The organism is Siansivirga zeaxanthinifaciens CC-SAMT-1, from assembly GCF_000941055.1.
Lineage (GTDB): Bacteria > Bacteroidota > Bacteroidia > Flavobacteriales > Flavobacteriaceae > Siansivirga > Siansivirga zeaxanthinifaciens.
Window position 1 is genome coordinate 846,979 of sequence record NZ_CP007202.1, and the last position, 22,901, is coordinate 869,879.

18 protein-coding genes and 1 pseudogene are annotated in these 22,901 nt (G+C 31.1%); 6 read left to right on the forward strand and 13 right to left on the reverse strand.

Annotated elements, in window-relative coordinates:
- Positions 1 to 8: 8 nt before the first annotated feature.
- From AW14_RS03820 to rnr, 5 genes are all read right to left on the reverse strand, one after another.
- Positions 9 to 3,032, reverse strand: a complete 3,024-nt coding sequence (locus AW14_RS03820) for a SusC/RagA family TonB-linked outer membrane protein (protein WP_044637614.1) — start codon at positions 3,030 to 3,032, stop codon at positions 9 to 11.
- Between the two features lie 221 nt (positions 3,033 to 3,253).
- Positions 3,254 to 6,058 carry a two-component regulator propeller domain-containing protein gene (locus tag AW14_RS03825; RefSeq protein WP_044637615.1) on the reverse strand — a complete coding sequence of 935 codons (2,805 nt, stop codon included), beginning with the start codon at positions 6,056 to 6,058 and terminating at the stop codon, positions 3,254 to 3,256.
- Between the two features lie 140 nt (positions 6,059 to 6,198).
- Complete coding sequence (locus AW14_RS03830; RefSeq protein ID WP_044637616.1) at positions 6,199 to 6,873, reverse strand: head GIN domain-containing protein; 675 nt, start codon at positions 6,871 to 6,873, stop codon at positions 6,199 to 6,201.
- A 73-nt stretch (positions 6,874 to 6,946) separates the two neighbouring features.
- Positions 6,947 to 7,246: a YbjQ family protein gene (locus AW14_RS03835; protein WP_044637617.1), complete on the reverse strand. Its 300-nt coding sequence runs from the start codon at positions 7,244 to 7,246 to the stop codon at positions 6,947 to 6,949.
- Between the two features lie 52 nt (positions 7,247 to 7,298).
- Positions 7,299 to 9,488: a ribonuclease R gene (gene rnr / locus AW14_RS03840; protein ID WP_044637618.1), complete on the reverse strand. Its 2,190-nt coding sequence runs from the start codon at positions 9,486 to 9,488 to the stop codon at positions 7,299 to 7,301.
- 667 nt (positions 9,489 to 10,155) lie between these two features.
- Between rnr and rpiB the strand changes: the two genes are divergently transcribed.
- Genes rpiB through AW14_RS03855 form a run of 3 tightly spaced genes read left to right on the forward strand, consistent with a single transcriptional unit; the run spans position 10,156 to position 11,987 of the window.
- Positions 10,156 to 10,590, forward strand: coding sequence for a ribose 5-phosphate isomerase B (gene rpiB / locus AW14_RS03845; RefSeq protein ID WP_044637619.1), 435 nt, complete (start codon positions 10,156 to 10,158; stop codon positions 10,588 to 10,590).
- On the forward strand, positions 10,591 to 11,508 hold the full coding sequence (locus tag AW14_RS03850) for a cation diffusion facilitator family transporter (RefSeq protein ID WP_044637620.1): 918 nt from the start codon (positions 10,591 to 10,593) through the stop codon (positions 11,506 to 11,508).
- A gap of 35 nt (positions 11,509 to 11,543) precedes the next feature.
- Complete coding sequence (locus AW14_RS03855; RefSeq protein ID WP_044637621.1) at positions 11,544 to 11,987, forward strand: GNAT family N-acetyltransferase; 444 nt, start codon at positions 11,544 to 11,546, stop codon at positions 11,985 to 11,987.
- Here the strand turns inward: AW14_RS03855 and AW14_RS03860 are convergent.
- From AW14_RS03860 to AW14_RS03895, 8 genes and pseudogenes are all read right to left on the reverse strand, one after another.
- The gene (locus AW14_RS03860) at positions 11,984 to 12,844 is read right to left on the reverse strand and encodes an OmpA family protein (RefSeq protein WP_044637622.1); all 861 of its coding nucleotides are present in this window, start codon (positions 12,842 to 12,844) and stop codon (positions 11,984 to 11,986) included. The genes AW14_RS03855 and AW14_RS03860 overlap by 4 nt on opposite strands.
- Before the next feature lie 65 nt (positions 12,845 to 12,909).
- On the reverse strand, positions 12,910 to 14,544 hold the full coding sequence (locus tag AW14_RS03865; RefSeq protein ID WP_044637623.1) for a S41 family peptidase: 1,635 nt from the start codon (positions 14,542 to 14,544) through the stop codon (positions 12,910 to 12,912).
- 6 nt (positions 14,545 to 14,550) lie between these two features.
- On the reverse strand, positions 14,551 to 14,934 hold the full coding sequence (rnpA, locus tag AW14_RS03870; RefSeq protein ID WP_044637624.1) for a ribonuclease P protein component: 384 nt from the start codon (positions 14,932 to 14,934) through the stop codon (positions 14,551 to 14,553).
- Between the two features lie 90 nt (positions 14,935 to 15,024).
- Positions 15,025 to 15,534, reverse strand: a complete 510-nt coding sequence (locus AW14_RS03875) for a PepSY domain-containing protein (protein WP_044637625.1) — start codon at positions 15,532 to 15,534, stop codon at positions 15,025 to 15,027.
- Between the two features lie 164 nt (positions 15,535 to 15,698).
- On the reverse strand, positions 15,699 to 16,853 hold the full coding sequence (locus AW14_RS03880; RefSeq protein WP_044637626.1) for an AsmA family protein: 1,155 nt from the start codon (positions 16,851 to 16,853) through the stop codon (positions 15,699 to 15,701).
- A gap of 97 nt (positions 16,854 to 16,950) precedes the next feature.
- A pseudogene (locus AW14_RS03885) lies at positions 16,951 to 17,400 on the reverse strand (M1 family peptidase); the annotation flags it as partial.
- A gap of 160 nt (positions 17,401 to 17,560) precedes the next feature.
- Entirely contained in the window at positions 17,561 to 19,402 is a 1,842-nt protein-coding gene (locus tag AW14_RS03890; RefSeq protein WP_044637628.1) for a M1 family metallopeptidase, read from the reverse strand.
- A gap of 72 nt (positions 19,403 to 19,474) precedes the next feature.
- Positions 19,475 to 20,671 carry an IS256 family transposase gene (locus tag AW14_RS03895; protein ID WP_044637031.1) on the reverse strand — a complete coding sequence of 399 codons (1,197 nt, stop codon included), beginning with the start codon at positions 20,669 to 20,671 and terminating at the stop codon, positions 19,475 to 19,477.
- A gap of 241 nt (positions 20,672 to 20,912) precedes the next feature.
- On the opposite strand from AW14_RS03895, the gene AW14_RS03900 reads away from it, so the two are divergent.
- From AW14_RS03900 to AW14_RS03910, 3 genes are all read left to right on the forward strand, one after another.
- Positions 20,913 to 21,341, forward strand: coding sequence for a copper resistance protein NlpE N-terminal domain-containing protein (locus AW14_RS03900; RefSeq protein WP_044637629.1), 429 nt, complete (start codon positions 20,913 to 20,915; stop codon positions 21,339 to 21,341).
- 118 nt (positions 21,342 to 21,459) lie between these two features.
- A complete protein-coding gene (locus AW14_RS03905; RefSeq protein WP_154662113.1) occupies positions 21,460 to 21,858 on the forward strand; it encodes a hypothetical protein in 399 nt (132 codons plus the stop codon).
- Positions 21,859 to 22,017: 159 nt separating this feature from the next.
- Positions 22,018 to 22,899 (forward strand): restriction endonuclease, encoded by an 882-nt coding sequence (locus AW14_RS03910; protein WP_044637631.1) that lies wholly within the window; start codon positions 22,018 to 22,020, stop codon positions 22,897 to 22,899.
- Positions 22,900 to 22,901: the final 2 nt, after the last annotated feature.

Below are 22,901 nucleotides of genomic sequence, written 5' to 3' on the forward strand. Positions count from 1 at the left end.
AACGCTAATTAAAATTTTAAGTTTACACCCATTAAAAATGTTTTAGGGCTAGGATAAAATCCTTGGTCTATACCACCACCAATTGGTGCTCCTGTTGATGCGGTAGGGTCGTATCCACTATATTCTGTTAAAGTAAATAAGTTGCTTGCAGAAATATAGATTCTGAATTTAGAGATTTTAGATTCTTCTTTATTTGGAAAAGTATATCCTAATTGAACATTTTGTAATCTTACAAAAGAGCCATCTTCTACAAAATAATCTGAAAATAATCCGTTTGAGTTTGCTCCGGTTGATACCCTTGGGTCGCTATTAGTGCTACCTTCACCTGTCCAACGATTTAGGAAATATGCTGGTCTATTCGTTAGGTTTTGATTACGCTCATAATTACGAACTATTTCATTACCTACAGATGCAAATGCATAGGCAGAAAAATCAAAATTCTTATAATCTATAGAAAAATTTAATCCCATGGTAGCGTCTGGTAACGGATTACCTATATCTGTTTTATCGTCATCATCAATAACACCATCATCATTTATATCAACAAATCTTAAATCACCTGCTTGTACCGCGCTATTTATGACAGGATAGTCTTCTACTTCTGATTGATTTTGAAAAACACCATTTGTTTTGTAGCCTCTAAAGTATCCTATTGGAAAACCTGCCTCCATTCTAGATGGTGGATCTTGACCCACTCCAAAAGATCCGCCAGTTAGAAATCCTCCTTCAGAACTTACAGAAACAACATTGTTTTTTATTGTAGTTATATTATATCTTAGGGAGAATTTTAAATTTTCATTAAAACTTTCTGAATAGCCTATTGCAAACTCGAAACCTTTATTTTCAACAACTCCAGCATTCACAATTGGTGAACTAGAACCAGGAGCACTTGATCCTATGATTCCAGATACTTCTGGAGATACTAATAAATCTTCTGTTCTTCTTTTAAAATAATCTGCAGTAACGTCTATTTTGTTGTTTAAAAATTTCATATCCACACCAACATCTAATGTTTTTTGTTTTTCCCACTTAATTTCTGGATTTGCAACTCTTCCTGCGGCAAGACCAAAGACTAAATTATCGTTAAAAACATAAGTTCCTTCTCCATTAAGTAAAGACACAAAGCCAAAGGCGCCAATTCTGTCGTTACCCAAAATTCCATAAGAGGCTCTAAACTTTAGAAAGTTGAATACCTTGTTGTCTTTTAAGAAATCCTCATCTGATGCAATCCAACCAACTGAACCCGATGGGAAAAACCCAAACTTATTTTGAGGACCAAAACTTGTTGAACCATCTCTTCTAAGTACTGCAGAAAACAAATATTTTCCTTTGAAATCATATTGCAGTCTGGTAAAATAAGATAAAAGTCTTGAATCGAATATAGGGTTTCTTCCAAGTGCTCTATTAATGTTTTCTACATCTGAAGCATTTGCAATAGATGCATATGCAACGTTATTTTCTTTAATATCAAATCCTCTAAAACCAGTGAACTCTCCTGTTGTTTTAAAAATAGATGTTCCCAAAAGCACATTTATATTGTGAATATCATTTATGTTGTTTTCATATTTAATAAAGGCATCGAAAGTGTAATCTCTATAAAAGTTTAATCCTTCAAAAACTTCGCTTCTATCTTTATTGAATACTTTGCCGCTACCATAGTTTACAATAGGACTAAATATTTTAGAAGTTACCTCAGAGTAATTAAATTGAATATTAGATTGTGCTGTAAAATGCTTTAAAAAATTATAGGATAACCCCGCATTACCACTAAATCTCAAAACTTTACCTCTATTATAAGTGTCTGACGTTTGAGCGATAGGGTTAATAACTTCATTACCTAATCCTTCAGCAATTGTAAATTCACCGTTTTCATCGTAAACAGTTAGGTTAGGTGCCATATTTAAGGCGTTAAATAATACAGAGCCTAATGCGTTTTCACTAAGATTTAGTTTATTTGTTCTGGTTAATATCACTCCAGAAGTAAGCTTAAAGTTTTCTAAAAAATCTAAACTATAATTTAAACTGTTTGTAAAACGGGTAAAATTTGATTTATTTCCGCCCACAATACCATCTTGTGTTAAAAAAGATCCACTGTATGAATATGTAGATTTTTTTCCACCACCTTTAAATGCTATATTATGATTTTGAATTGGTGCGTTTTGAAATACTTTATCTTGCCAATCTGTTCCTATACCTAAAGTTGTTAAATCTGAATATGGCGGAGTACTTCCTCCAGCAGCATATGCCTCATTAACAAGCACTCCATATTCAGTTGCGTTTAAAACAGGTATTTTTCTTGTTGTTTGTTGAAAACCTGTATAAGCATTATATTCAATGCTTAAAGGCATGCTTTTACGGCCTGTTTTTGTTTTTATTAAAATAACACCATTAGCGGCTCTTACTCCATATATACCAGCTGTAGCATCTTTAAGAACGTTAATACTTTCTATGTCGCTAGGGTTTATAACACTTAAGTCTTCAATAACATTACCATCTACCAGTATTAAAGGCCTGCTATCGCCATTTGTAGATACACCCCTAATACTAATTGTAGAACCAGCTCCTGGTGAACCAGAATTAGTTGAAATATTAACTCCGGCTACTTGACCCTGAAGTGCTTGTTCAATTCTTGTAGGCTTTAGGGCTTCAATTGTTTCTGCTCCAACAACACTAACAGCTCCTGTTATCTCTTTTTTTGTTTGAGTTCCATACCCAATAACGACAACTTCATCTAATTTAGCTACGTCTTCATCTAATTGAATTGTTAAATTAGAATTATCGTTAAAAATAATTTCTTTGGTTATGTAGCCAACATAACTGAATGATATTGTTGAGCCAATTTCAACATTCGTAATTTTAAAATTACCATCAAAACCTGTTACGGCTCCTTTTGTTGTGTTTTTTACCAGAACATTTACTCCGGGTATTGGAAAACCTGAGTTGTCTTGAACTACACCACTTATATCTCTGCTTTGTGCTCCAGCACAAACAAAGAAAAATAAGGTTAAAATTTTAAAGAGGTTTTGTCTCATTTCTTATTTAATTTATTTAGTTTTCATAAAAGTAAGACTGCTTGATTGAATTATTATGATTTTAAACCTCAACAAAAAACATACATTGTAAAAAAAGTAAGTATATATTATTAAAACCCTAATATTTAAAGTGTTTTTTTAGAATTCTATATTTGTATAAGGATATTAAAATATACAAATGTTGTTGTAATGTATAGGTAATAAAACTAATTGTTGTGTGGCTAAACCTCTAGTATATAATCTGTAAGACTTGATTCATGTTGCAAATTCATCTTTTTCCTTAATCTATAACGTTTCACCTCTACACTTCGTGCAGATATGTTAAGTAGTGGTGCAATTTCTTTAGACGATAAATTTAAACGAAGATAAGCACAAAGACGTAAATCGTTTGGAGTAAGCGATGGATGTGCTGTTTTTATCTTTTTTAAGAAATCTTTGTCGGCGTTATTAAAAGCTTCTTCGAAAGTATTCCAATCGTCGCTGTTGTTAATGTTTCTGTCAATAATTTTAATAACGTTTTTAACGGCTTTGTTTCCTTCAATATTTAACAACTCATTTTTAATGCTATTTAAAAATTCATTCTTTTTAATTAAGCTCATGGTAGATGAGGCAAGCTCTCTATTTTTACTTTCAATGTCTTGTCTTAATTTATCGTTATTAAAACGCATGAGTTGCTGCTTGTTTTCTAGTTCTTTTAAGGCGAGCTCTTGGGTGGTTTTTTCAAGTAATTTTTCCCGTTGTTTTCTATAATATCTTTTATATACATGATGCATAAAAATTGAAAACAAAATAACTAATAGAACATAAACCAGTAGCATTGAATTTACTAAATACCAAGGTCTTTCAATAGAAAAACTAAAGGTTTCAATGTTTTTTGATATGTTGGTACCAACGCGTGCGCGCACTTTAAAAACATAATCACCGTAAGGTAAATTTTCTAATAATGTTGATGAATTTGTTGACCAATTGCTCCAGTCTGGATACAAACCTTCAACAAGATACTGATACTCGGTATCTAAATACTTTTGAAATTCTGGTATGCTGTAATTAAATCTTAAATTATTGTATTTATTTTTAAAGACATTTTCTGTGGTTTTATTTACAATTTCAGGAATTTTTTTAACGGTAGATTTGGTAATAGAATTAATAGATACTTCATACGATTTGTTATAAACCTTATCTAAATCTAACTTTATAAAACCATTGGTAGTACCAATTAAATACGTTTGGTTGTTTAAATGTGAAATGTTTTCGTAACCAGTTAATCCAATAGGAAGCGACTCAGAATAAGAAATTTGATTAAGCTTTATAACATTACTTATTCTGTCTGGGCTTATATAACTTAATTTCTTTTTTGAGAATGCCCATAAAATATTGGTACTTTCATTTAAAATTAGCTTACCAGAGGTATATTCATCTTTTTTAAATAAACCGCTTAATATGCTGTCTTTTAAAAATTTATTTTGTTTGCTATTGTATTTAAAAACACCTTCTTTATTTACGTATAATAAATCGTTATTATATTTTAAAATACTAGATTTTAACTCTTTAGCTTTTTCTGGATATTTTTCAACTTTAGTAAAATTTGAAAAATCTTTACTGATACTTAATTTAAAAACACCTTTATATTCATGACTAACAAAAATGTGGTTATCATACATTTCAAAGAATTTGCTAGACACATCGAAGCCTTTAATTTTATTTTTAAAGACCCAATTATTATCTAACTTTTCAAGAATATAGAGTCCGTTGTAGGTGCCTAATAAAAGTAAATTATTGTTTATAAAAGGCTTAATATTCCAGGTACCTTGTTGTATACCATTAATTTTTTTAGCAAGGTTATTATCTATAATAGAAATGCCAGCATCATGACCACAAAACAGCATATTATCGGTTTCTACTAAACACCAAACGGCATCTTTTACACCATCAATCCCTTTAAAAGGTTCATCTACATTAATTTTTTTATAAAATAATCCTTGATTGGTACCTAGGTATAAATAACCATTAAAAAGTTTAGAGGTATATACAGTACCTAACCTGCCATTTTTATCTTCGTAAATACTAAATGGTGATTTTAAATTAATGCAGTTAATACCGTTTTCCAGAGCTAACCAAATATTATTTTCGGCATCTTCAAATAAGCCATGAACCGTATTATTACTAAGACCGTGAATAACATCGATGTTATAAATTATATCGCCATTTTTAGTTAAATGATAAACGCCATTCGATCGGGTTCCTAAATAGTAACTACCATCGTTTAACTCAATGCTTCTAAAAACACTTATTTTTGAAAGTATGTCATTAGCAGGAATATCCCATTTATTTAAGTTATTATTTTCCAGAATGTAAAACCCTTGATTTTCGGTTTCGAATAGAAGATTTCCATTTTTTGAAAAAACATTAACTAATCTGTTATTTTTTAGAATTTCATCATCGGAAACTAAAACAGATTTTCCATTTTCAATTTTAAAAACACCAACTTTTGTTTTTTGAAAATAAATATATCCATCAACCTTAAACATTTTATAGATAATATTATCTGAATCTATGGTGATAAATGTTTTGCTTGTTTTATTGTAAATGTAGATTCTTTTGAGGGATTGGAATAAAATATAATCATCAATAGAAATGATGTTCCAAAATTCTTCATCTTCTAAAAACTTTACATTTAATTCTTTAGATAACGAAGTATAGTATAAAAAACCAAGGTTGTTTTTTTGCCAGTAACCAAACTCACTGTTGCCTCCTGTATAAATATAATCGTTAATTACACAAACCGATCGTATAATGGTTTGGTTTGGGGAATTGTATAGTTTCCATTTAGCACCATTAAACTCTAAAAGTCCATTATTATTAGCAACATAAATATATTTTTCTTTAGATTGAGAAATGGACCAATTTTGAGTTTCTGCTCCATAATCGTTTGCTGTATAAGTCTCTACTGGTGGGCGTTCTTGAGAATTTACAATTAAAAAAAGGAAACTTATTATTAAAAAAAAGAGTGGTTTAGTTGGCTTCAAAACAAAAATTAAATTTGTTACATAACTAATTTAATGAAAATTTTAATTAAAAACCGGTATTGTATAGTTTATGTATGGGTATAAAAAATAAAAACCATGAGTATTTCATGGTTTTTATTTAATGTTTTTGAATGTTTTTTTTAATCCATACGTTTAACTCGACCACCTAAAATTGTGCTTTCGTTTACAGTTTCTGGATGACCGTAAATAAATACATCACCTCCTGCCCTTACTTTTACATCTACAATTTTTGATGCTTTAATATAAGCTTCGCCAGCAGCATTTATAGATACATCTGTTTTTTCTGTTTCTAAATGTTCTGCTTTATAAATACCACCAGTTAATAAACTAATGTCTTGAGATTTTGAGCGTCCTGTAACTTCAATAATACCGCCTGTAACAGCTTTTATAATGGTATAGGTAACATTTACAGGAACTTTAATACTTCCGCCCTCTTGAGCCCTTAAATCAATTTCATATTGTTTAATTTCATCGGTACTTGTTACTGTAGCACCTTCGTTAACATCTATAACATCGAGTGTTTTATAATGAAGTATAACTTTGGTATCGTTGCCATCAAATATTTCTTTAAACTTCATTTTAATTTTTAAGGTTCCATTTTTATTATTAATTACAACCGATTCCCTTTTCTTGCCTTTAATAATTACTTTGTTTTCATTAGATTTTACAAGTGTAACCTCTATTAAATCGTAAACTTTAAGCTCATTAAAATCGCCAATACTTTTTTCAATGCCGTTTTGAGCTGTTAACATGGTTGTTATAAACAGTACTAATACTTTTACTATGGTTTTCATAAAATTACTTTTTTAATTGAACGTAAATAATCAATAATTATTCCGTTGTTGGAAGTCTTTTATAATATTTGAATTATTTAGGCACAATGTTTACAGCAGTACCGGTAACAGTAACAAAAATATAAGAGCCCGATTCTGTTTCCATATCTAAAGAAATACCAACTATAGCATTGGCATTTAACTTGCTAGCATTATCTTTTAACACATTAAAAGCAGCATCTTTAGCTTTGTTAATAGTATCGGAAATAAGATTCATGTTTTTTTCTGTTTTAAAAGAAAAAGCCATTTTTAACTGACTGGATACACCGGTAACAATACCTAAATATTCAATAATTTTATAATTTTCTACAGAATGTGTTGTTGTTAAAATCATAATTTCAAGTTTAAACTGTAAGTATTATAATTTAAAGAAATGTTACATTCTCTTAACCTTCATATTTACCAATAAGGGTAAAATCGAGATGTTTTTTAACTAAATCGGTGTTTTTAACTTTTACTATAACTTCGTCACCAAGTTGATACATCATTTTAGTATTTCTTCCTACCATGGCGTACAAATCTTGATCGAATGCATAATGATCGTCTTTCATGTCGCGCACACTTACCATACCTTCACATTTATTTGAAATAATTTCTACATAAATTCCCCAATCGGTAACACCAGAAATTACGCCTACAAAATCTTCATCTTTATGATCTTGCATAAACTTAATTTGCATGTATTTTATAGAGTCGCGTTCTGCTTTTGTGGCCAGATTTTCCATATTACTAGAGTGGTTACATTTCTCTTCGTAAACCTCTTCGTTAGCAGATTTTCCACCATCTAAATAGTGTTGTAATAAACGATGTGCCATAACATCGGGATAACGACGTATAGGTGATGTGAAATGACTGTAATAATCGAAAGCTAAACCGTAATGACCAATATTATGGGTAGAATATTCGGCTTTACTCATACTTCTAATAGCTAAAGTATCGACTAAATTTTGTTCTTTTTTACCATTAACTTCTTTTAATAAATAATTAAGCGAAGCTGAAGTTGTTTTTCGATCTTTAAAATTAAGTTTATAACCAAATTTAGATACAATACCTTGTAAATTAGCCAATTTACTATCGTCTGGTTCGTCGTGCACACGATACACAAAGGTTTTTTTAGGACTCTTTTTACCAACAAATTCCGATACTTTTCGGTTGGCTAACAACATAAATTCTTCAATTAATTTGTTAGCATCTTTACTGGTTTTAAAAAATACACCTACAGGATTTGCATGCTCGTCTAAATCAAATTTCACTTCAACTTTATCAAAAGAAATAGCTCCAGAACTCATACGTTTAGCACGCATAATTTTAGCAAGATCATCCATTTTTAAAATAGCATCGGCAATATCTTGAGACGTTGAATAAGCTTCGCCTGTTAACGAAACATCGGCAGGAATTACATTGGTTTTAGATTCTATAATTGCTTGAGCTTCTTCGTAAGCAAAACGTGCATCACTGTACGTTACTGTTCTTCCAAACCATTCGTTTTTAATTTCGGCTTTATCGTTTATTTGAAATACCGCCGAAAAAGTTAGTTTTTCTTCGTTGGGTCTTAAAGAACAGGCATTATTAGATAAAACCTCTGGCAACATAGGTACTACTCTATCTACCAAATAAATAGAAGTTGCTCGTTCGTAAGCTTCATCATCTAAAACAGTACCTTCTTGTAAATAATGCGATACATCGGCGATATGAATACCTATTTCATATAACCCTTTTTTAATTACTTTAAAGGATAAAGCATCATCGAAATCTTTGGCATCTTTTGGATCGATGGTGAAAGTTAAATCTCCACGCATATCGCGGCGTTTAGCAATTTCTTCTTTAGTAATAGAAGTATCTAATTTATTAGCAAAGGCTTCAACCTCGTGAGGAAATTCGTGAGGTAAGCCGTATTCGGCTAAAATAGCATGTATTTCGGTGTTATGATCTCCTGGTTTCCCTAGAACTTGAATCACTTTTCCGTAAGGTGAATCGGCTTTTTCTGGCCAATCTTCTAATCGAACCAAAACTTTATCACCATCTTCTGCATTAAAGGTTTTATTTATGGGAATAAAAATATCTTTATACATTTTATTGCTATCTGCAATAACAAAAGCGTATTTATCGTGTAACTGAATAACACCTACATATTCGCTTTTTTCGCGTTTTAAAACCTGGGTAATTTCACCTTCTAATTTACCGCGATGACGACGTTTGTAAACATAAAATTCTACTTCATCGCCATTTAAGGCTTTATTTATATTATTTGAGGCTATAAAAACATCATCATCAAAATCTTCACAAATAACGTAACCGTTACTTTTAGCAGCAAAATCGAGCTTTCCAACATGGTATTCGGTGGTTATTACAGCTTTAAATTTGCCGCGTTCTACTTCTTCTATCTCTTTTTTACCAGCTAAATCGGCTAATTTTTTTATAATTTGATTTCTGCTACTGGCATCATTAACGTCTAATTTAGCAGCAATTTGTTTATAATTGTAGGCTTGATTTCTGTCTTTTTTTAAAATACTTAAGATGGTATTTGATAGGTTGGAAATTCCTTTTTTAGATTTTCCTTTTTTCTTTCTTGTCATTTATTTTTTGTAATCATTTTCATTTCCTAAGATACTGGAAATTCTGTTATTAAATAGCTTCAAATTAGGAGAAGATTTGCTATTTATTTTATACAAAGCTACGATATTAAAATTTAACAAACTTTTTTTAGTGTTATCATAAGTTAAATTATAAGTTACAATATATAAATTCGATAGAAATCAACCATTTTATTAACTTATCAACTAACTATATTATAATACTTTTTCTTTTTAAAATTTTAAAAAAAATAATGGTGGTTATTATAGGTTGTTAATAGCGGTATAACTTTTTTAAATTTTATTTTGATTACAATTTATTTACGTTCTATTAATACTTAATTAACATGTTATATTGAATTAATAAATTGATTTTTAATGGTTTTAAATTTTATATAAACAGTTTTTAACAACTTTAAAAATCTGTTAATTATTAATATTTTTTTAAAAATCGCTGTTTATATTGATGTCATTTTAGACTTATAAAATTGCAAAAAAAAATGAATTAAATTTTTGGTTTATAGATTTACATTCTTGATTAGAAAAAAAATCGAATATTCAATATTTTTTTTTTAAAAAGTAATAAACAGTTATTAACAAGTAATGAATATACTAATGCACAATGTTTATAATTATTACCTTTGTATCAAGTTACTTTAATATATATAAAATGAAAATTTCAATAGGAAATGACCACGCTGGTACCGATTATAAATTTGCCATTGTAAAACACTTACAATCAAAAGGATATACTGTTAATAACTACGGAACCGATAGTAATGATAGTGTCGATTATGCCGATTTTGTACACCCGGTTTGTAAAGATATAGAAGAAAAAATTTCAGATTTAGGCATTTTAATTTGCGGAAGCGCCAATGGTGTAGCCATGACAGCTAATAAACACCAAAAAATTCGCGCTGGCTTATGTTGGAATAAAGAAATTGTTCATTTAATAAGAAGTCATAATAATGCCAATGTATTATGTATTCCTGCCCGATTTACAGCAATTCAACAAGCTATTGAAATGGTTGATGTTTTTTTAACCACCGACTTTGAAGGTGGTAGACACCAAACAAGAATAGATAAAATTCCTTTATGCTCTTAAATGTCTCATAACCACCATAACCATCACTCGCATAATCATGCCGATTTTAAAGGTAGAAATCTTTTAATTTCTATTTTTTTAAACATTCTTATTACCGTTTCTCAGGTAATAGGAGGTATTATATCTGGAAGTTTAGCACTTTTAAGTGATGCATTACACAATTTTAGCGATGTTTTATCGCTGGTTGTGAGTTATGTAGCTAATAAATTAACCAAAAAACAAGCTTCGTTTCATAGAACTTTCGGTTTTAAACGTGCCGAAATTTTAGCAGCTTTTATTAATGCTTCAACATTAATTATTGTTGCTATTTTATTAATTATTGAAGCTATTAAACGTTTTCAAAACCCAGAAGTTATTAAATCGGGTTTAGTTATTTGGATGTCGGTTTTAGGTATTGTTGCTAATGGTTTAAGTGTGTTAATACTTAAAAAAGATTCAAATTCTAACATGAACATGCGAAGTGCTTATTTGCACTTACTTACCGATATGATGGCCAGTGTGGCTGTGTTAGTAGGCGGCTTGTTAATGAAATTTTATCAGATTTACTGGATCGATTCTGCACTTACCTTTGCCATTGCCTTATACCTTATTTATATGGGATACGATTTGTTAATAAGCTCTACAAAAGTACTTATGCTGTTTACTCCAGATCATATTCCCTTAAAAAAGATTGTAGATGAAATTAATGCTTTCGAAAAAATTAAAAACGTACATCATGTGCACGTTTGGCAATTAAATGAAGATGAATTGCATTTAGAAGCCCATATCGATTTTAATGAAGATATTTCAATTTCTCAATTCGATGAGATTTTAAAAGATATTGAAGAACTTGTTTTTCATAAATACGACATTAATCATGTTAATATACAACCAGAATTTAGCAAACCCGATGCTAAAGATATTATTGTACAGGATTAACAACGCATTCTAAATAATTATTACTTTTTTTAAATATGTTAACTATAGAAATGAAATCTTTTAACGACCTAACAAAGCGTGAATTATACGATTTGTTACAATTACGAAGTGAAGTTTTTGTGGTAGAACAAGATTGTGTTTATCAAGATATTGATGGTAAAGACGAAAAAGCGCTGCATGTTTTAGGATTTAAAAATAATAAGATTGTTGCTTATACACGTATTTTTAAACCAGGCGATTATTTCGAATTTTCCAGCATTGGTAGGGTAGTAGTAGCTAAAAATGAACGTGCTTATAAATATGGTTACGATATTATGAAGGCTTCTATTAATGCTATTGAAACATATTTTAAAGTTTCTAAAATTAAAATTTCTGCCCAGGCATATTTAAAAACGTTTTATAACAATTGTGGTTTTGTTGAAGTTGGTGAAACGTATTTGGAAGACGATATACCACATATAGCTATGATTAAATATTAATCGCCAACATAGTTTATTACAATTTCTACACGTTTATCAAATTTTGGATCGCCGCCAAGCGGAAATTTTCTACGTAAACCAACAGCACGCATGCGTTTTTTACTGATGCCTTTTTTAGCAAAAAAATCGTAAACAAACTGTGCTCTGGCTTCAGAGAGGTTACGTTTTTTGGTTTTTCTATCGATGGCATCTCTGCTAAACTGGGTGCAGCAAACATGGCCTTGTATGGTAAAATAAATATCGCTGCGTTCTAAAAGTGCGTTGGCAATAGAGTCGAGTGTTTTTTTAGACTCTGGTAAAATGGTGCTGTAACCGGTTTTAAATAATATGTTTTCAAAAACTATTTTATCACCAACCTTTAGATCGCCTTTTATAATTTCTGCAACATCTTTTTTTTCTGGAATGGCTACTTTTAAGGGTTTTTCTATTATTTCTTCAACAATTTCTTGTGCTTTGGGATGCACAATAATTTCAACTTTTCGGTTTAAACCACGAATTTTTTGAATGTTTTTTTCTTCAATAATTCTTAAAAGTACTTCGCCTTTGCCATCTACATTACTTATAACATCTTCGCTAATTTCGTTGCTAGAAAAAATGGTTTTTATGGCATTAGCCCGTTGTTGCGAGAGTTTTAAATTATAGGTAGAAGCTCCAATATCATCACAAAAACCATAAATAGAAATAGACTCGATTTCTATATCGTTAAGTTTAGAAATAAATAGCAATAAACGGCTTTCTTCGGTGTTTGAAACCTCAAATTTATCGGTATCAAAATATACTTCGTGGGTTAATTTGTTTTGAGACCAAATGAATCCACACTGAAGACTTATTAATATTAAAACCAATAATTTGTTCATGCTTAGGGAATAGAATCTACTATAAATATAGTATTTTTAATTATGAGAATCGTTATTAGAATTTACTATCTTAAATAATCTAGATAAACTGAAGGGTTACTTAGTATTTCAACCGATTTTTTAATTTTCGGGTCGTTTATTTTGTAATAATCATACAAACCTTCTCTGTAAACATAACGTTTCACAATTTCTTCTGTTAAGAGGTCTAATAAATAATCTTTATTCTCGTCTATTACCGTTGTTTTCGACTTATTTAAGTTTGTTATTAAGGTATTGTAATCGGTTTGAATATTATCGTTTAATTCTTCTTTTTTAGCTGTTTCAAAAGCTTTTTGAAGGGCTTTTTCTGTTTCGGTTTGAAACGTGAAATTATTTGTTTTTAAGTAAGATTTAAAATTTATAAAATCGGTGTTATCAAGTTTCAAATTGTTAATATCCTTAATATCGTGTTTGTAATAATAATTGGTCGCGTAATTAAAAATTAAATCGTTGTTAATAATGGCGTTAGTAATAGAGGTGTTTTTAGAAGCATTAAAACTCACATCTGGAAAAACACCACCGCCATCAAAAACTTTTCGTCCATTTTTGGTTTTAAACTCGTTATAATTTTCTTGTTTTACACGAACAGCTTCACCTTTTTCATCTCGATGCCAGTAATCTAGAGCTTGAATACATCTTCCGGAAGGGGTATAGTAGCGAGAAATAGTAATTTTAACTTGAGTCCCGTAGGTAAGTTCTTTTGGTCGTTGTACCAAACCTTTTCCGAAACTACGAGAGCCTACAATAACAGCGCGATCAAGATCTTGTAATGAGCCAGAAACAATCTCACTGGCCGATGCACTTTTCTCGTTAATTAATACCACTATAGGAATTTCTGTATCTATAGGTTCGTCTTGGGTGTAATAGGTTTTATTATACTTTTTAACTTTCGATTTTGTAGTAACAATTAGTTGTCCTTTTGAAACAAACAGGTTAACAATTTTAATAGCTTCGTTTAACAAACCACCCGGATTGCCTCGCAAATCTAAAATAATACACGTTGCACCCTGGGCTTTTAAATCTCTTAAAGCATAGCTCGTTTCGGTGCTAGCTTTGTTATTAAAACGTGACAAGACAATGTATCCTGTTTTATCATTAATCATTGAAAAATGAGGCACGGCTTTAATGTCTACTTCGGCACGTTTTATGGTTGCTTTATAGGTTTTTCCTTGTCGTTTGTAGGTTACTTCAATAGAACTATCTGTAGCGCCTTTAATAAGTTCGCTTGCGTCTTCTTTGTAATTTGAAATTATGGTACTTCCAACCTGAATAATTTCATCTCCAGCTTTTAAACCAGCCTTATCGGCAGGATAATCTTTATAAGGCTCGACAATTACTAATTTATCTTTTAAGGTTTTTACTTTTGCTCCAATACCAGTGTAATCGCCAGTATTATTAATACGAGCAGCTTCAACATCTTGTTCGTTCATAAAATTGGTGTATGGATCTAAATCGGCCAACATGCTTTTTATGGCAGTATCCATTAAGTCACCAGGATTGGTTTCATCAACATAATTCATGTTAATTTCTTTAAATAGCGTTGTGAATATTTCTAATTGTTTCGCTATTTCAAAAAAATCGTTTTTAAATGCAGTTGTGGTTAAAAATAAAGCACCAGCTAATATGGGAATGATGAAGCGTTTTTTTAGTAACTGTTTCATTTTAAATTAATTTTTAGTTTCAGACATTTTATCTGAAAACTTTTCAAATAACATGCCCATTTTACTTTCAATTTGGGTTAAAGTAGGTTTTTCTTTGCCAATGTACAAAATCATAAACGCATATTGCGTTGAAATGTTGTTAAAATAAACGGCTTTGTTAAGGCGATAAGATTCTCTAATTAAACGTTTTATACGGTTTCTATCTACGGCTGTTTTAAATTGGCGTTTACTTACCGAAACCCCTGTTTTGGCTTTAATATTTTCTTCGAAAACCGTTGGTAAATAAACTAAACGCAAAGGAAATACGGTAACCGTTTTTCCTTCACTAAAGAGTTTTTCTATTAGCTTTTTACTTTTTAGTTTTTCTTTTTTATTAATCGTAAAATTCAAGACAGTTTGTTTTAATTTTCAAAGGTAATGAAATAAAAAAATCACTTAGCTTTTAAGTGATTTTTTGAATATTGATAGTTGAATTTTATTCTAAACAAACAGTAAAATTAAGGTTAGCACAATACCTGCCACGGTGTAATACATCCCCTTTTTAAAAATGGTGGTTTTTGGTAAAAACATCCAAAACGATGATAGCACGAAAAATAACAAGGATAAACCAAAAAATATGTTTAGGAAAAATAAGGGATCTCCAGATTTCGATTTATGCAAATGTGTCATTTTATTTAAAACGTATGGCAATTCTCTTTGCGTATAAATGGCTTCACCGGTTTTGGTATTGTAGGTACCATCGGTAAAAGCAATTATGTCTCCTTCTTGCTTTTCAATTTTTAGGCGTCTTTGTCCTAATAAATCTTTTAATTCATTAGGTTTGGCATTCGTTTTAATTTGTTTGGTTATTATGGTTTCTTGTTTTAAAAAATTAGAATCTCTAAAAATTAAAACAACACCACTTAAAGCATATACAGTCATAATACCAGCTAAAAAGAAGCCTAGATAGCGATGAATAATTCGCATGAGTGTTCTGGTAGATTTTGCCATTGGGGAAAACTAATGTTTAAAAAATGGCAAATTTAAAACCTTATTTTAATTTAATCTAATTAAAAATTGTTAATATTTATCTAATATTAATGGTTTAATTAGTTTTAAGACTAACAAGTTTCTTTAAGCTTTAATTAGGAAGTAATATATATTTCCGTAAGTTATTATTTTGCTTTCGCTTTTTCGGCTTTTCTTTCGGCTCTTTTTTTAGCGCGCAATTCTTTTTTTGATGCTCTTTTTTCTTGAAAGGCATCTTTGTATTCTACATCATTATCAACTTCGCCTTTAAAAGCTTTTACCCAGGCATTTTTAAAAATATTGGTAACAGAAGACCAAACCCCCGTTTTTATATCGTTAAGATTACCTTCAATAGGTATTTTAGTGGCGAGTGTATTGGTTTTATGGTTTTTTAACAGAAAAATAAAAAAGCCATCCAATCCTTCCCAAAGAACTTCAAAGAATTTATCGTCTTTACCAATAAGCTTCGAATTTTTTAATAAGGGTTTTACATAACCTTTTAGAAAGCCATCGGCAATCGCAATTTCACTGTATAATTCGAAAATACCGCTTGAAAAATCGATGCCAGCATAATGTCTGGTTAAATCGTTTAGCGCCGTAACGTTCGCCGATTTTAACGACAATGATAAATCCATGTCGGGAATTTCTTTTACTAAATTAATATTGCCATCTAACACCATGTTTCCATTGCCAACCGAAACTCCTGTAGCATGAAATTCGGAAGGTAAGGTATGTTCTTTAGCGACAATATTTCTTAAATTATTGGCATACATTTCTAATCCGGAAATATGTAAATCGATGTCTGGATTAGCTTTTACCTGTACAAAGGCTAGTTTGCCTTGATGTACTTCAAAATGGTTTATGTTAATAGGAATAATGTTGGTAAGTGCTTTGGTCCAATCGTCAACACTTGTTTCTTCTCCAGCGGCTTGTTGGTCTTCAAAAACATAAATTATCTCTGGTTTAGTCATGATAACCTCACTCACAATTTTACCTTTAAAAATAGATTTCCATTCTATTGAAATATCACTTTTAGGAAATTTTAAAAAAGGAATCTGTGTTTTGGCATTGGTTTTATTGAGGTACAAATCGTTTATAACATAAGCACCTCGAATAAGGGCGATATCAATATCTTCAACATGGCCATAATACCCCGGAATATCTGCTAAAACATCATTAATATTATTTTTAACTAAGGTTGGTAAGTAAATTCTAAAACCTATAAAGGCTACTAGAATTATTAAAATAATTTTAAAACGTTTTTTTTTATAAAACTTAATCTTTTTTTGGTTGGTGGTCATGGGTTATAAGCTTTATATAAAAATATGAATTTATTTAATAAAAAAAGAGGCTTAGTATTAATTAAACACTAAGCCTCAATTAATTGTTGTAAATAAATTATTTTGAATTATTCTCTTTGTTAATATCGGCCATAAGTTCTTTAGGGTCTATCTGTACATTTTTCACACTTTTTTTGGTTGTAAAAGTATATGTAGGATATGCCCAAGCCCAATCTTTAATTTGTGTGGCTTTGGTTGGTTTTTCGCCACGCATCATTTGTAATGGAATGTAAAAATCTTCGGTAGAACCATCGGTGTAAGTTACCGTTAAATCTATGGGCATGGGCATTAAACCGATACGTTCTAGAGTTACTGTTTTATCTTCAATCGATTTTACCCCATAATCAATAGTATTTGTGGTTTGAGCAAAATCTACTAAATACCATTCCAGTTCTAAATCTGAAACTTTTTCTGCACAACGAATAATACTATTTGGCGTAGGGTGTTTAAAAGCCCACTCGTTAAAATACGTTTTTAGGGTTTGTTTTAAATTTTCATCACCAATAATTATTAAAATAATTTTAAAACGTTTTTTTTTATAAAACTTAATCTTTTTTTGGTTGGTGGTCATGGGTTATAAGCTTTATATAAAAATATGAATTTATTTAATAAAAAAAGAGGCTTAGTATTAATTAAACACTAAGCCTCAATTAATTGTTGTAAATAAATTATTTTGAATTATTCTCTTTGTTAATATCGGCCATAAGTTCTTTAGGGTCTATCTGTACATTTTTCACACTTTTTTTGGTTGTAAAAGTATATGTAGGATATGCCCAAGCCCAATCTTTAATTTGTGTGGCTTTGGTTGGTTTTTCGCCACGCATCATTTGTAATGGAATGTAAAAATCTTCGGTAGAACCATCGGTGTAAGTTACCGTTAAATCTATGGGCATGGGCATTAAACCGATACGTTCTAGAGTTACTGTTTTATCTTCAATCGATTTTACCCCATAATCAATAGTATTTGTGGTTTGAGCAAAATCTACTAAATACCATTCCAGTTCTAAATCTGAAACTTTTTCTGCACAACGAATAATACTATTTGGCGTAGGGTGTTTAAAAGCCCACTCGTTAAAATACGTTTTTAGGGTTTGTTTTAAATTTTCATCACCAATAATATATCCTAATTGCGCTAAAAACACTTCGCCTTTACTGTATGCAGAAATACTATACGCTTGGTTATATTGATAACGATCTGCATGCGTTGTTAAGGGTTGTTCTTTGCCAGATTTTGCTAAATAGATATAACCTTTATAAGCACTAGCAGTGGGGTTTGGGTTATTTTCGTTCATGATGTCGTTCATAGCCCAATCGCTAATATAGCTGGTAAAACCCTCGTCCATCCATTCATGACGCGCTTCGTTTGAAGCTAATAAAAACTGAAACCAGGTATGAGCCATTTCGTGAGCCGTTACACCCACTAAACTACCGTAACTACGATTTCCTGTAATTAAAGTACACATGGCATATTCCATACCGCCATCGCCACCTTGAATAACCGAATATTGATCGTAAGGGTACTTGCCAACGTTTTTAGAGTAATATTGCATTAATTCAACCGTTTTTGGTTGCATTTTTTTCCAGTTTTCTAATTTCTGGGCATCTAAAGTGCTTTTGTATAAGAAGTGTAGGGTAGGACCATCGGGAACCTGCATGGTATCGTGAATATAATCTGGATCTGCAGCCCATGTAAAGTCGTGAACATTAGGCGCTTTAAAATGCCAGGTTAATTTATCTGATTTTGGCTTATTAACCGTGCCTGTTTCGTAACCAAAACCTACTTCATTCGGATTTTGAAGATAACCAGTTCCGCCAACGATATAATTTCTATCAATATGAAGCGTCACATCAAAATCACCCCAAACCCCATGAAATTCGCGACCAATGTATGGGTCGGCATGCCAGCCTTCAAAATCGTATTCTGCTAATTTTGGATACCATTGCGTCATTGATAATGCCACTCCTTCTTTATTATTTCTACCAGAACGACGTATTTGAATTGGTACTTGCCCATCAAATTCCATTTCAAAAGTTACACGTTCTCCTGGTTGAATAGGTTTTGCTAAATCAACCTCCAAAACGGTTCCTGCAGTTTCATATTTTAGTTTTTTACCATTTTGTTTTAACGATTTTACTTTTATATAGCCTATTTCGTCTGGGTTTAATTTACTTATTCTATCTCCAACTCTTGGGTCTGGATCGGCAATGGTTAGAGAGCGTACATCCATTTCGCTTCCCGGTTGAAAAGCATTAAAGTATAAATGATAATACACATGGGTTAACACATCGGGGGAATTGTTAGTATACACCAATTTCTGTGTGCCTTTATATTGATAGTTGTTAACATTCATATCAATATCCATGGTATAATCTACATGTTGTTGCCAGTAGGTTGGGTTTGTAACGGGTGGTTGTATCGATGCCTGATAATGTTTTGATGAATTTGGTTTATAGGCATAACAGGACCACAAAACCAATAAACTAAAAACAGATACAAATAATCTTTTCATAGAAGGTATAAATTTAAAAAAGAGACACTATCCCGTAAAGTGTGTAAGTTAAAAATCGAGGGTTTAACTTTTTTAAAGTTGAACCCTTTTTTCAAATATAGTTAAAAACTGGTTTAAAATAATGCCCCAGTTCCTAATAGGCATCGACCATTTTTTGGTAGCCTCTCTAAGGGCTAAAAAAGTGGACTTCATAACAGCTTCATCTGTTGGGAATGAGAGCTTGTTTTTAGTGTATTTTCTGATTTTTCCATTAAGGTTTTCAATAAGGTTCGTAGTGTAAATGATTTTTCTAATTTCTAAAGGAAATTCATAGAAAGCGGTAAGTTCTTCCCAGTTATCTCTCCAGCTTTTAATAGCGTAAGAGTACTTGTGTTCCCATTTCTGAGCAAAGTCTTCTAGGGCGGCTTTTGCTGCACTTTTGGTGGGTGCATCGTAGATGCTTTTCATGTCCTTTGTAAATTCTTTCTTGTCTTTCCAAACAACATACCGACAAGCATTACGAATCTGGTGTACCACGCAGATTTGGGTTTTAGATTCAGGAAAAACGTTTTTAATGGTGTCGGTAAAACCGTTAAGATTATCTGTGGCCGTGATAAGCAAATCCTGAACGCCTCTGGCTTTCATATCGGTTAGTACACTCATCCAAAAGGCTGCCGATTCATTCTTCCCCAACCAAAGCCCTAAGACTTCCTTTTTACCATCTCTACGCAGTCCTACGGCGATGTACATGGTTTTGTTAATGACTTTGGAGTTCTCCCGAACCTTAAATACGATGCCATCCATCCAAGTAATTAAATATACGGGCTCCAGAGGTCTGTTTTGCCAAGCAACAATATCATTGGTAACTTTATCTGTGATACGTGATATGGTAGATGTGGATACATCAAAATCGTAAACTTCTCGGATTTGCTCTTCAATATCAGAATTACTCATACCCTTGGCATAAAGGCTGATAATGACGTTTTCTATGCCATCAACCATGTTAGTGCGTTTAGGAACCAGCATAGGGTTAAAAGAAGCGTCCCGGTCTCTGGGAACTTTAATATTAGTCTCTCCTAAAGCTGTTTTTATCTTTTTAGACCCATAGCCGTTACGGGTATTGCTATTATCGGATTGCTGATGCTTCTCATAGTCTAAATGAGCATCAAGTTCCCCTTCTAGCATCTTTTCAATACCTCGCTTTTGAATGGATTTTAGAAAGGAGGTCAGTTCGTCTCCTGTTTTAAACTGTTTTAAAAAATCGTCGTTTAGAAAATCTTCTTTCTTCATAAGTGTGTAAATTTTAAAATTAAACAAAAAAATATCGAGGGTTGCAACCCTCGATATTTTTAACTTTACACACTTTGTGAGATACTACCACCTAAAACAATGGCTATAAGTAATTGCTTGTTCTCGCCTACTTCTGAAAATCCTCTCGGATTTTCAGTTTGGTGTGTACTTGCTAAGTTAAGTGCTAACCCACGCAACTACTCATAGCCGAGACCTTAGTAATACATTTAAAAATACACCCATGAGACTAATAATTTCTACCTTAATATTAATTTCAAACTTAACCTTATTCTCTCAATCAATTAACTTTTATGGTGATTATTATCGCTCACTTGGGAAAGAAGGAGTCCATTTTATTGAATATAAATTGACTTTAAATCAGGATGGAACATTTATCTTCCACTCTTATTCAAATAATAAACAAGGCATTCCACCCGAAGTAAATAAATACGGAAAAGGGAAATGGATTGCGAAAGACAAAGTGATTACTTTCTTTTCAAACAAACAAAAAGACTTTGATGAAAAATATACTTTAGATTTTAATAACTCTAAAGCTAGATTTGTAACCAAACATCCTAGAGACAAAACTGACCGAATAATTAAACCAAAGCTTCAGTTTTTTGAGTCTGAAATTTTTTGGATAAAAACAATTGATATATTTAAAATATAAAAATGCATTACAACAAAGAACTGAGGTAAAAAACAAATCTTTTAAAACTAAGCAAGTTTCTTTATACGTAAACATTTAGCAACATTTCTATTAAACTACAATATACATTTAAAAAATTATGAAAAATTTTATCGGCATATGCTTTTTAACAGTCGCTTTTAGCAGTTGTGACCCTACAGTTTCTATGGAAGCCAACATTATAAACCAAACTACACAAGATTTAGCAGTTGAATTTATATCGTTAGACCAAAACTTGAACAAAACGTTGGAAATTTCCAACAATAATGTCAAGCGATTTCAAGAAGGATTTGATGTGGGAAATGACTTTATTGAACCTTATCTTATTGAATATGATTCTGTTGTAGTTAAAAATAGTTCTGAACAAATCTTAAAAGTTTATAAACCGAATGATAGCGGCAAGAACATTTTCAAAATAGATGCATATTGGATATCAAGCGAACCTTCAAAGAATTTTTTCAAATATGAATATGAAATTACTAGTGAAGATTTAGAATAAAAACGTTTGCCAATAATGTATAATAGCAATTTCTAAAGATACGACATGCGTCCGAATCCACTCGAAATTGCTAAAGCCAGTTCCTAACCGAAAATTATTAAATTTATTCCCTTAACTTACGGTTATACTAGACCGTTAGATATAATTTGAACAAACAAAATGGAAATACCAAAATTTCATGAAACATTTATACCGATTCTAAAGGTTTTAGAAGACGGTGAAACTTTACAAGCAAGAGTGATGTATCAAAAGTTAATTGATAAGTTCTATTTTAAGCTAACTAAAGAACAACTTGAACAGAAAACAAAAAGTGGAGATAGTCTAATTATAAATAGAATTGCTTGGGGAAAATCATACCTAAAAAAAGGAGGATATATTGAGTTTCCGAAAAGAGGATTTGTTAAAATCACTGAAAAAGGTAAAAACCATAATTCAAATAATCTTACTCTTAAACAAGTTGAAAACTCTGATAATTTCTTAGAATTTTATTCTGAAGAAGATCCAAAAGAAAATTCAAGACCATCAAAAATATCAAATGCTTCACCTCAGGATTTAATTGATGAAGGGTTTAACTCTATAGATATACAGGTAAAAGATGAACTTCTTGAAAAATTAAAAAAAATAGACCCTTTTTATTTTGAAAGAGTAATCTTAAAACTATTAAATAAAATGGGATATGGTGACTTTATAGAAACCTCTAAAACTGGTGATGGTGGAATAGATGGAATAATTAATGAAGACAAACTTGGTCTTGACAAAATCTATATACAAGCAAAAAGATACGGAGAAAATAAAGTCCGAGAAAAGGATATAAGAAATTTTATTGGAGCAATGAGTGGAGACACACAAAAAGGTGTCTTCGTTACCACTTCAACTTTTGATAAAGGTGCTATAAAAAAAGCTAACGATGCTCATCACACAATAATATTAATTGATGGGTCTAAATTAGTTGATTTAATGCATCAATACAATGTAGGAGTTCAGATTAAAATGATTTATGAAGTTAAAGAACTTGATAACGATTTTTTTGATAGCGAATGATT

What these genes read in the sequence shown, in the direction of transcription:
- AW14_RS03820 (WP_044637614.1), bottom strand. Translation starts at nt 3,032, where the DNA reads ATGAGACAAAACCTCTTTAAAATTTTAACCTTATTTTTCTTTGTTTGT.
- AW14_RS03830 (WP_044637616.1), bottom strand. Translation starts at nt 6,873, where the DNA reads ATGAAAACCATAGTAAAAGTATTAGTACTGTTTATAACAACCATGTTA.
- AW14_RS03835 (WP_044637617.1), bottom strand. Translation starts at nt 7,246, where the DNA reads ATGATTTTAACAACAACACATTCTGTAGAAAATTATAAAATTATTGAA.
- rnr (WP_044637618.1), bottom strand. Translation starts at nt 9,488, where the DNA reads ATGACAAGAAAGAAAAAAGGAAAATCTAAAAAAGGAATTTCCAACCTA.
- rpiB (WP_044637619.1), top strand. Translation starts at nt 10,156, where the DNA reads ATGAAAATTTCAATAGGAAATGACCACGCTGGTACCGATTATAAATTT.
- AW14_RS03850 (WP_044637620.1), top strand. Translation starts at nt 10,591, where the DNA reads ATGTCTCATAACCACCATAACCATCACTCGCATAATCATGCCGATTTT.
- AW14_RS03855 (WP_044637621.1), top strand. Translation starts at nt 11,544, where the DNA reads ATGTTAACTATAGAAATGAAATCTTTTAACGACCTAACAAAGCGTGAA.
- AW14_RS03860 (WP_044637622.1), bottom strand. Translation starts at nt 12,844, where the DNA reads ATGAACAAATTATTGGTTTTAATATTAATAAGTCTTCAGTGTGGATTC.
- AW14_RS03865 (WP_044637623.1), bottom strand. Translation starts at nt 14,544, where the DNA reads ATGAAACAGTTACTAAAAAAACGCTTCATCATTCCCATATTAGCTGGT.
- AW14_RS03875 (WP_044637625.1), bottom strand. Translation starts at nt 15,534, where the DNA reads ATGGCAAAATCTACCAGAACACTCATGCGAATTATTCATCGCTATCTA.
- AW14_RS03880 (WP_044637626.1), bottom strand. Translation starts at nt 16,853, where the DNA reads ATGACCACCAACCAAAAAAAGATTAAGTTTTATAAAAAAAAACGTTTT.
- AW14_RS03890 (WP_044637628.1), bottom strand. Translation starts at nt 19,402, where the DNA reads ATGAAAAGATTATTTGTATCTGTTTTTAGTTTATTGGTTTTGTGGTCC.
- AW14_RS03895 (WP_044637031.1), bottom strand. Translation starts at nt 20,671, where the DNA reads ATGAAGAAAGAAGATTTTCTAAACGACGATTTTTTAAAACAGTTTAAA.
- AW14_RS03900 (WP_044637629.1), top strand. Translation starts at nt 20,913, where the DNA reads ATGAGACTAATAATTTCTACCTTAATATTAATTTCAAACTTAACCTTA.
- AW14_RS03905 (WP_154662113.1), top strand. Translation starts at nt 21,460, where the DNA reads ATGAAAAATTTTATCGGCATATGCTTTTTAACAGTCGCTTTTAGCAGT.
- AW14_RS03910 (WP_044637631.1), top strand. Translation starts at nt 22,018, where the DNA reads ATGGAAATACCAAAATTTCATGAAACATTTATACCGATTCTAAAGGTT.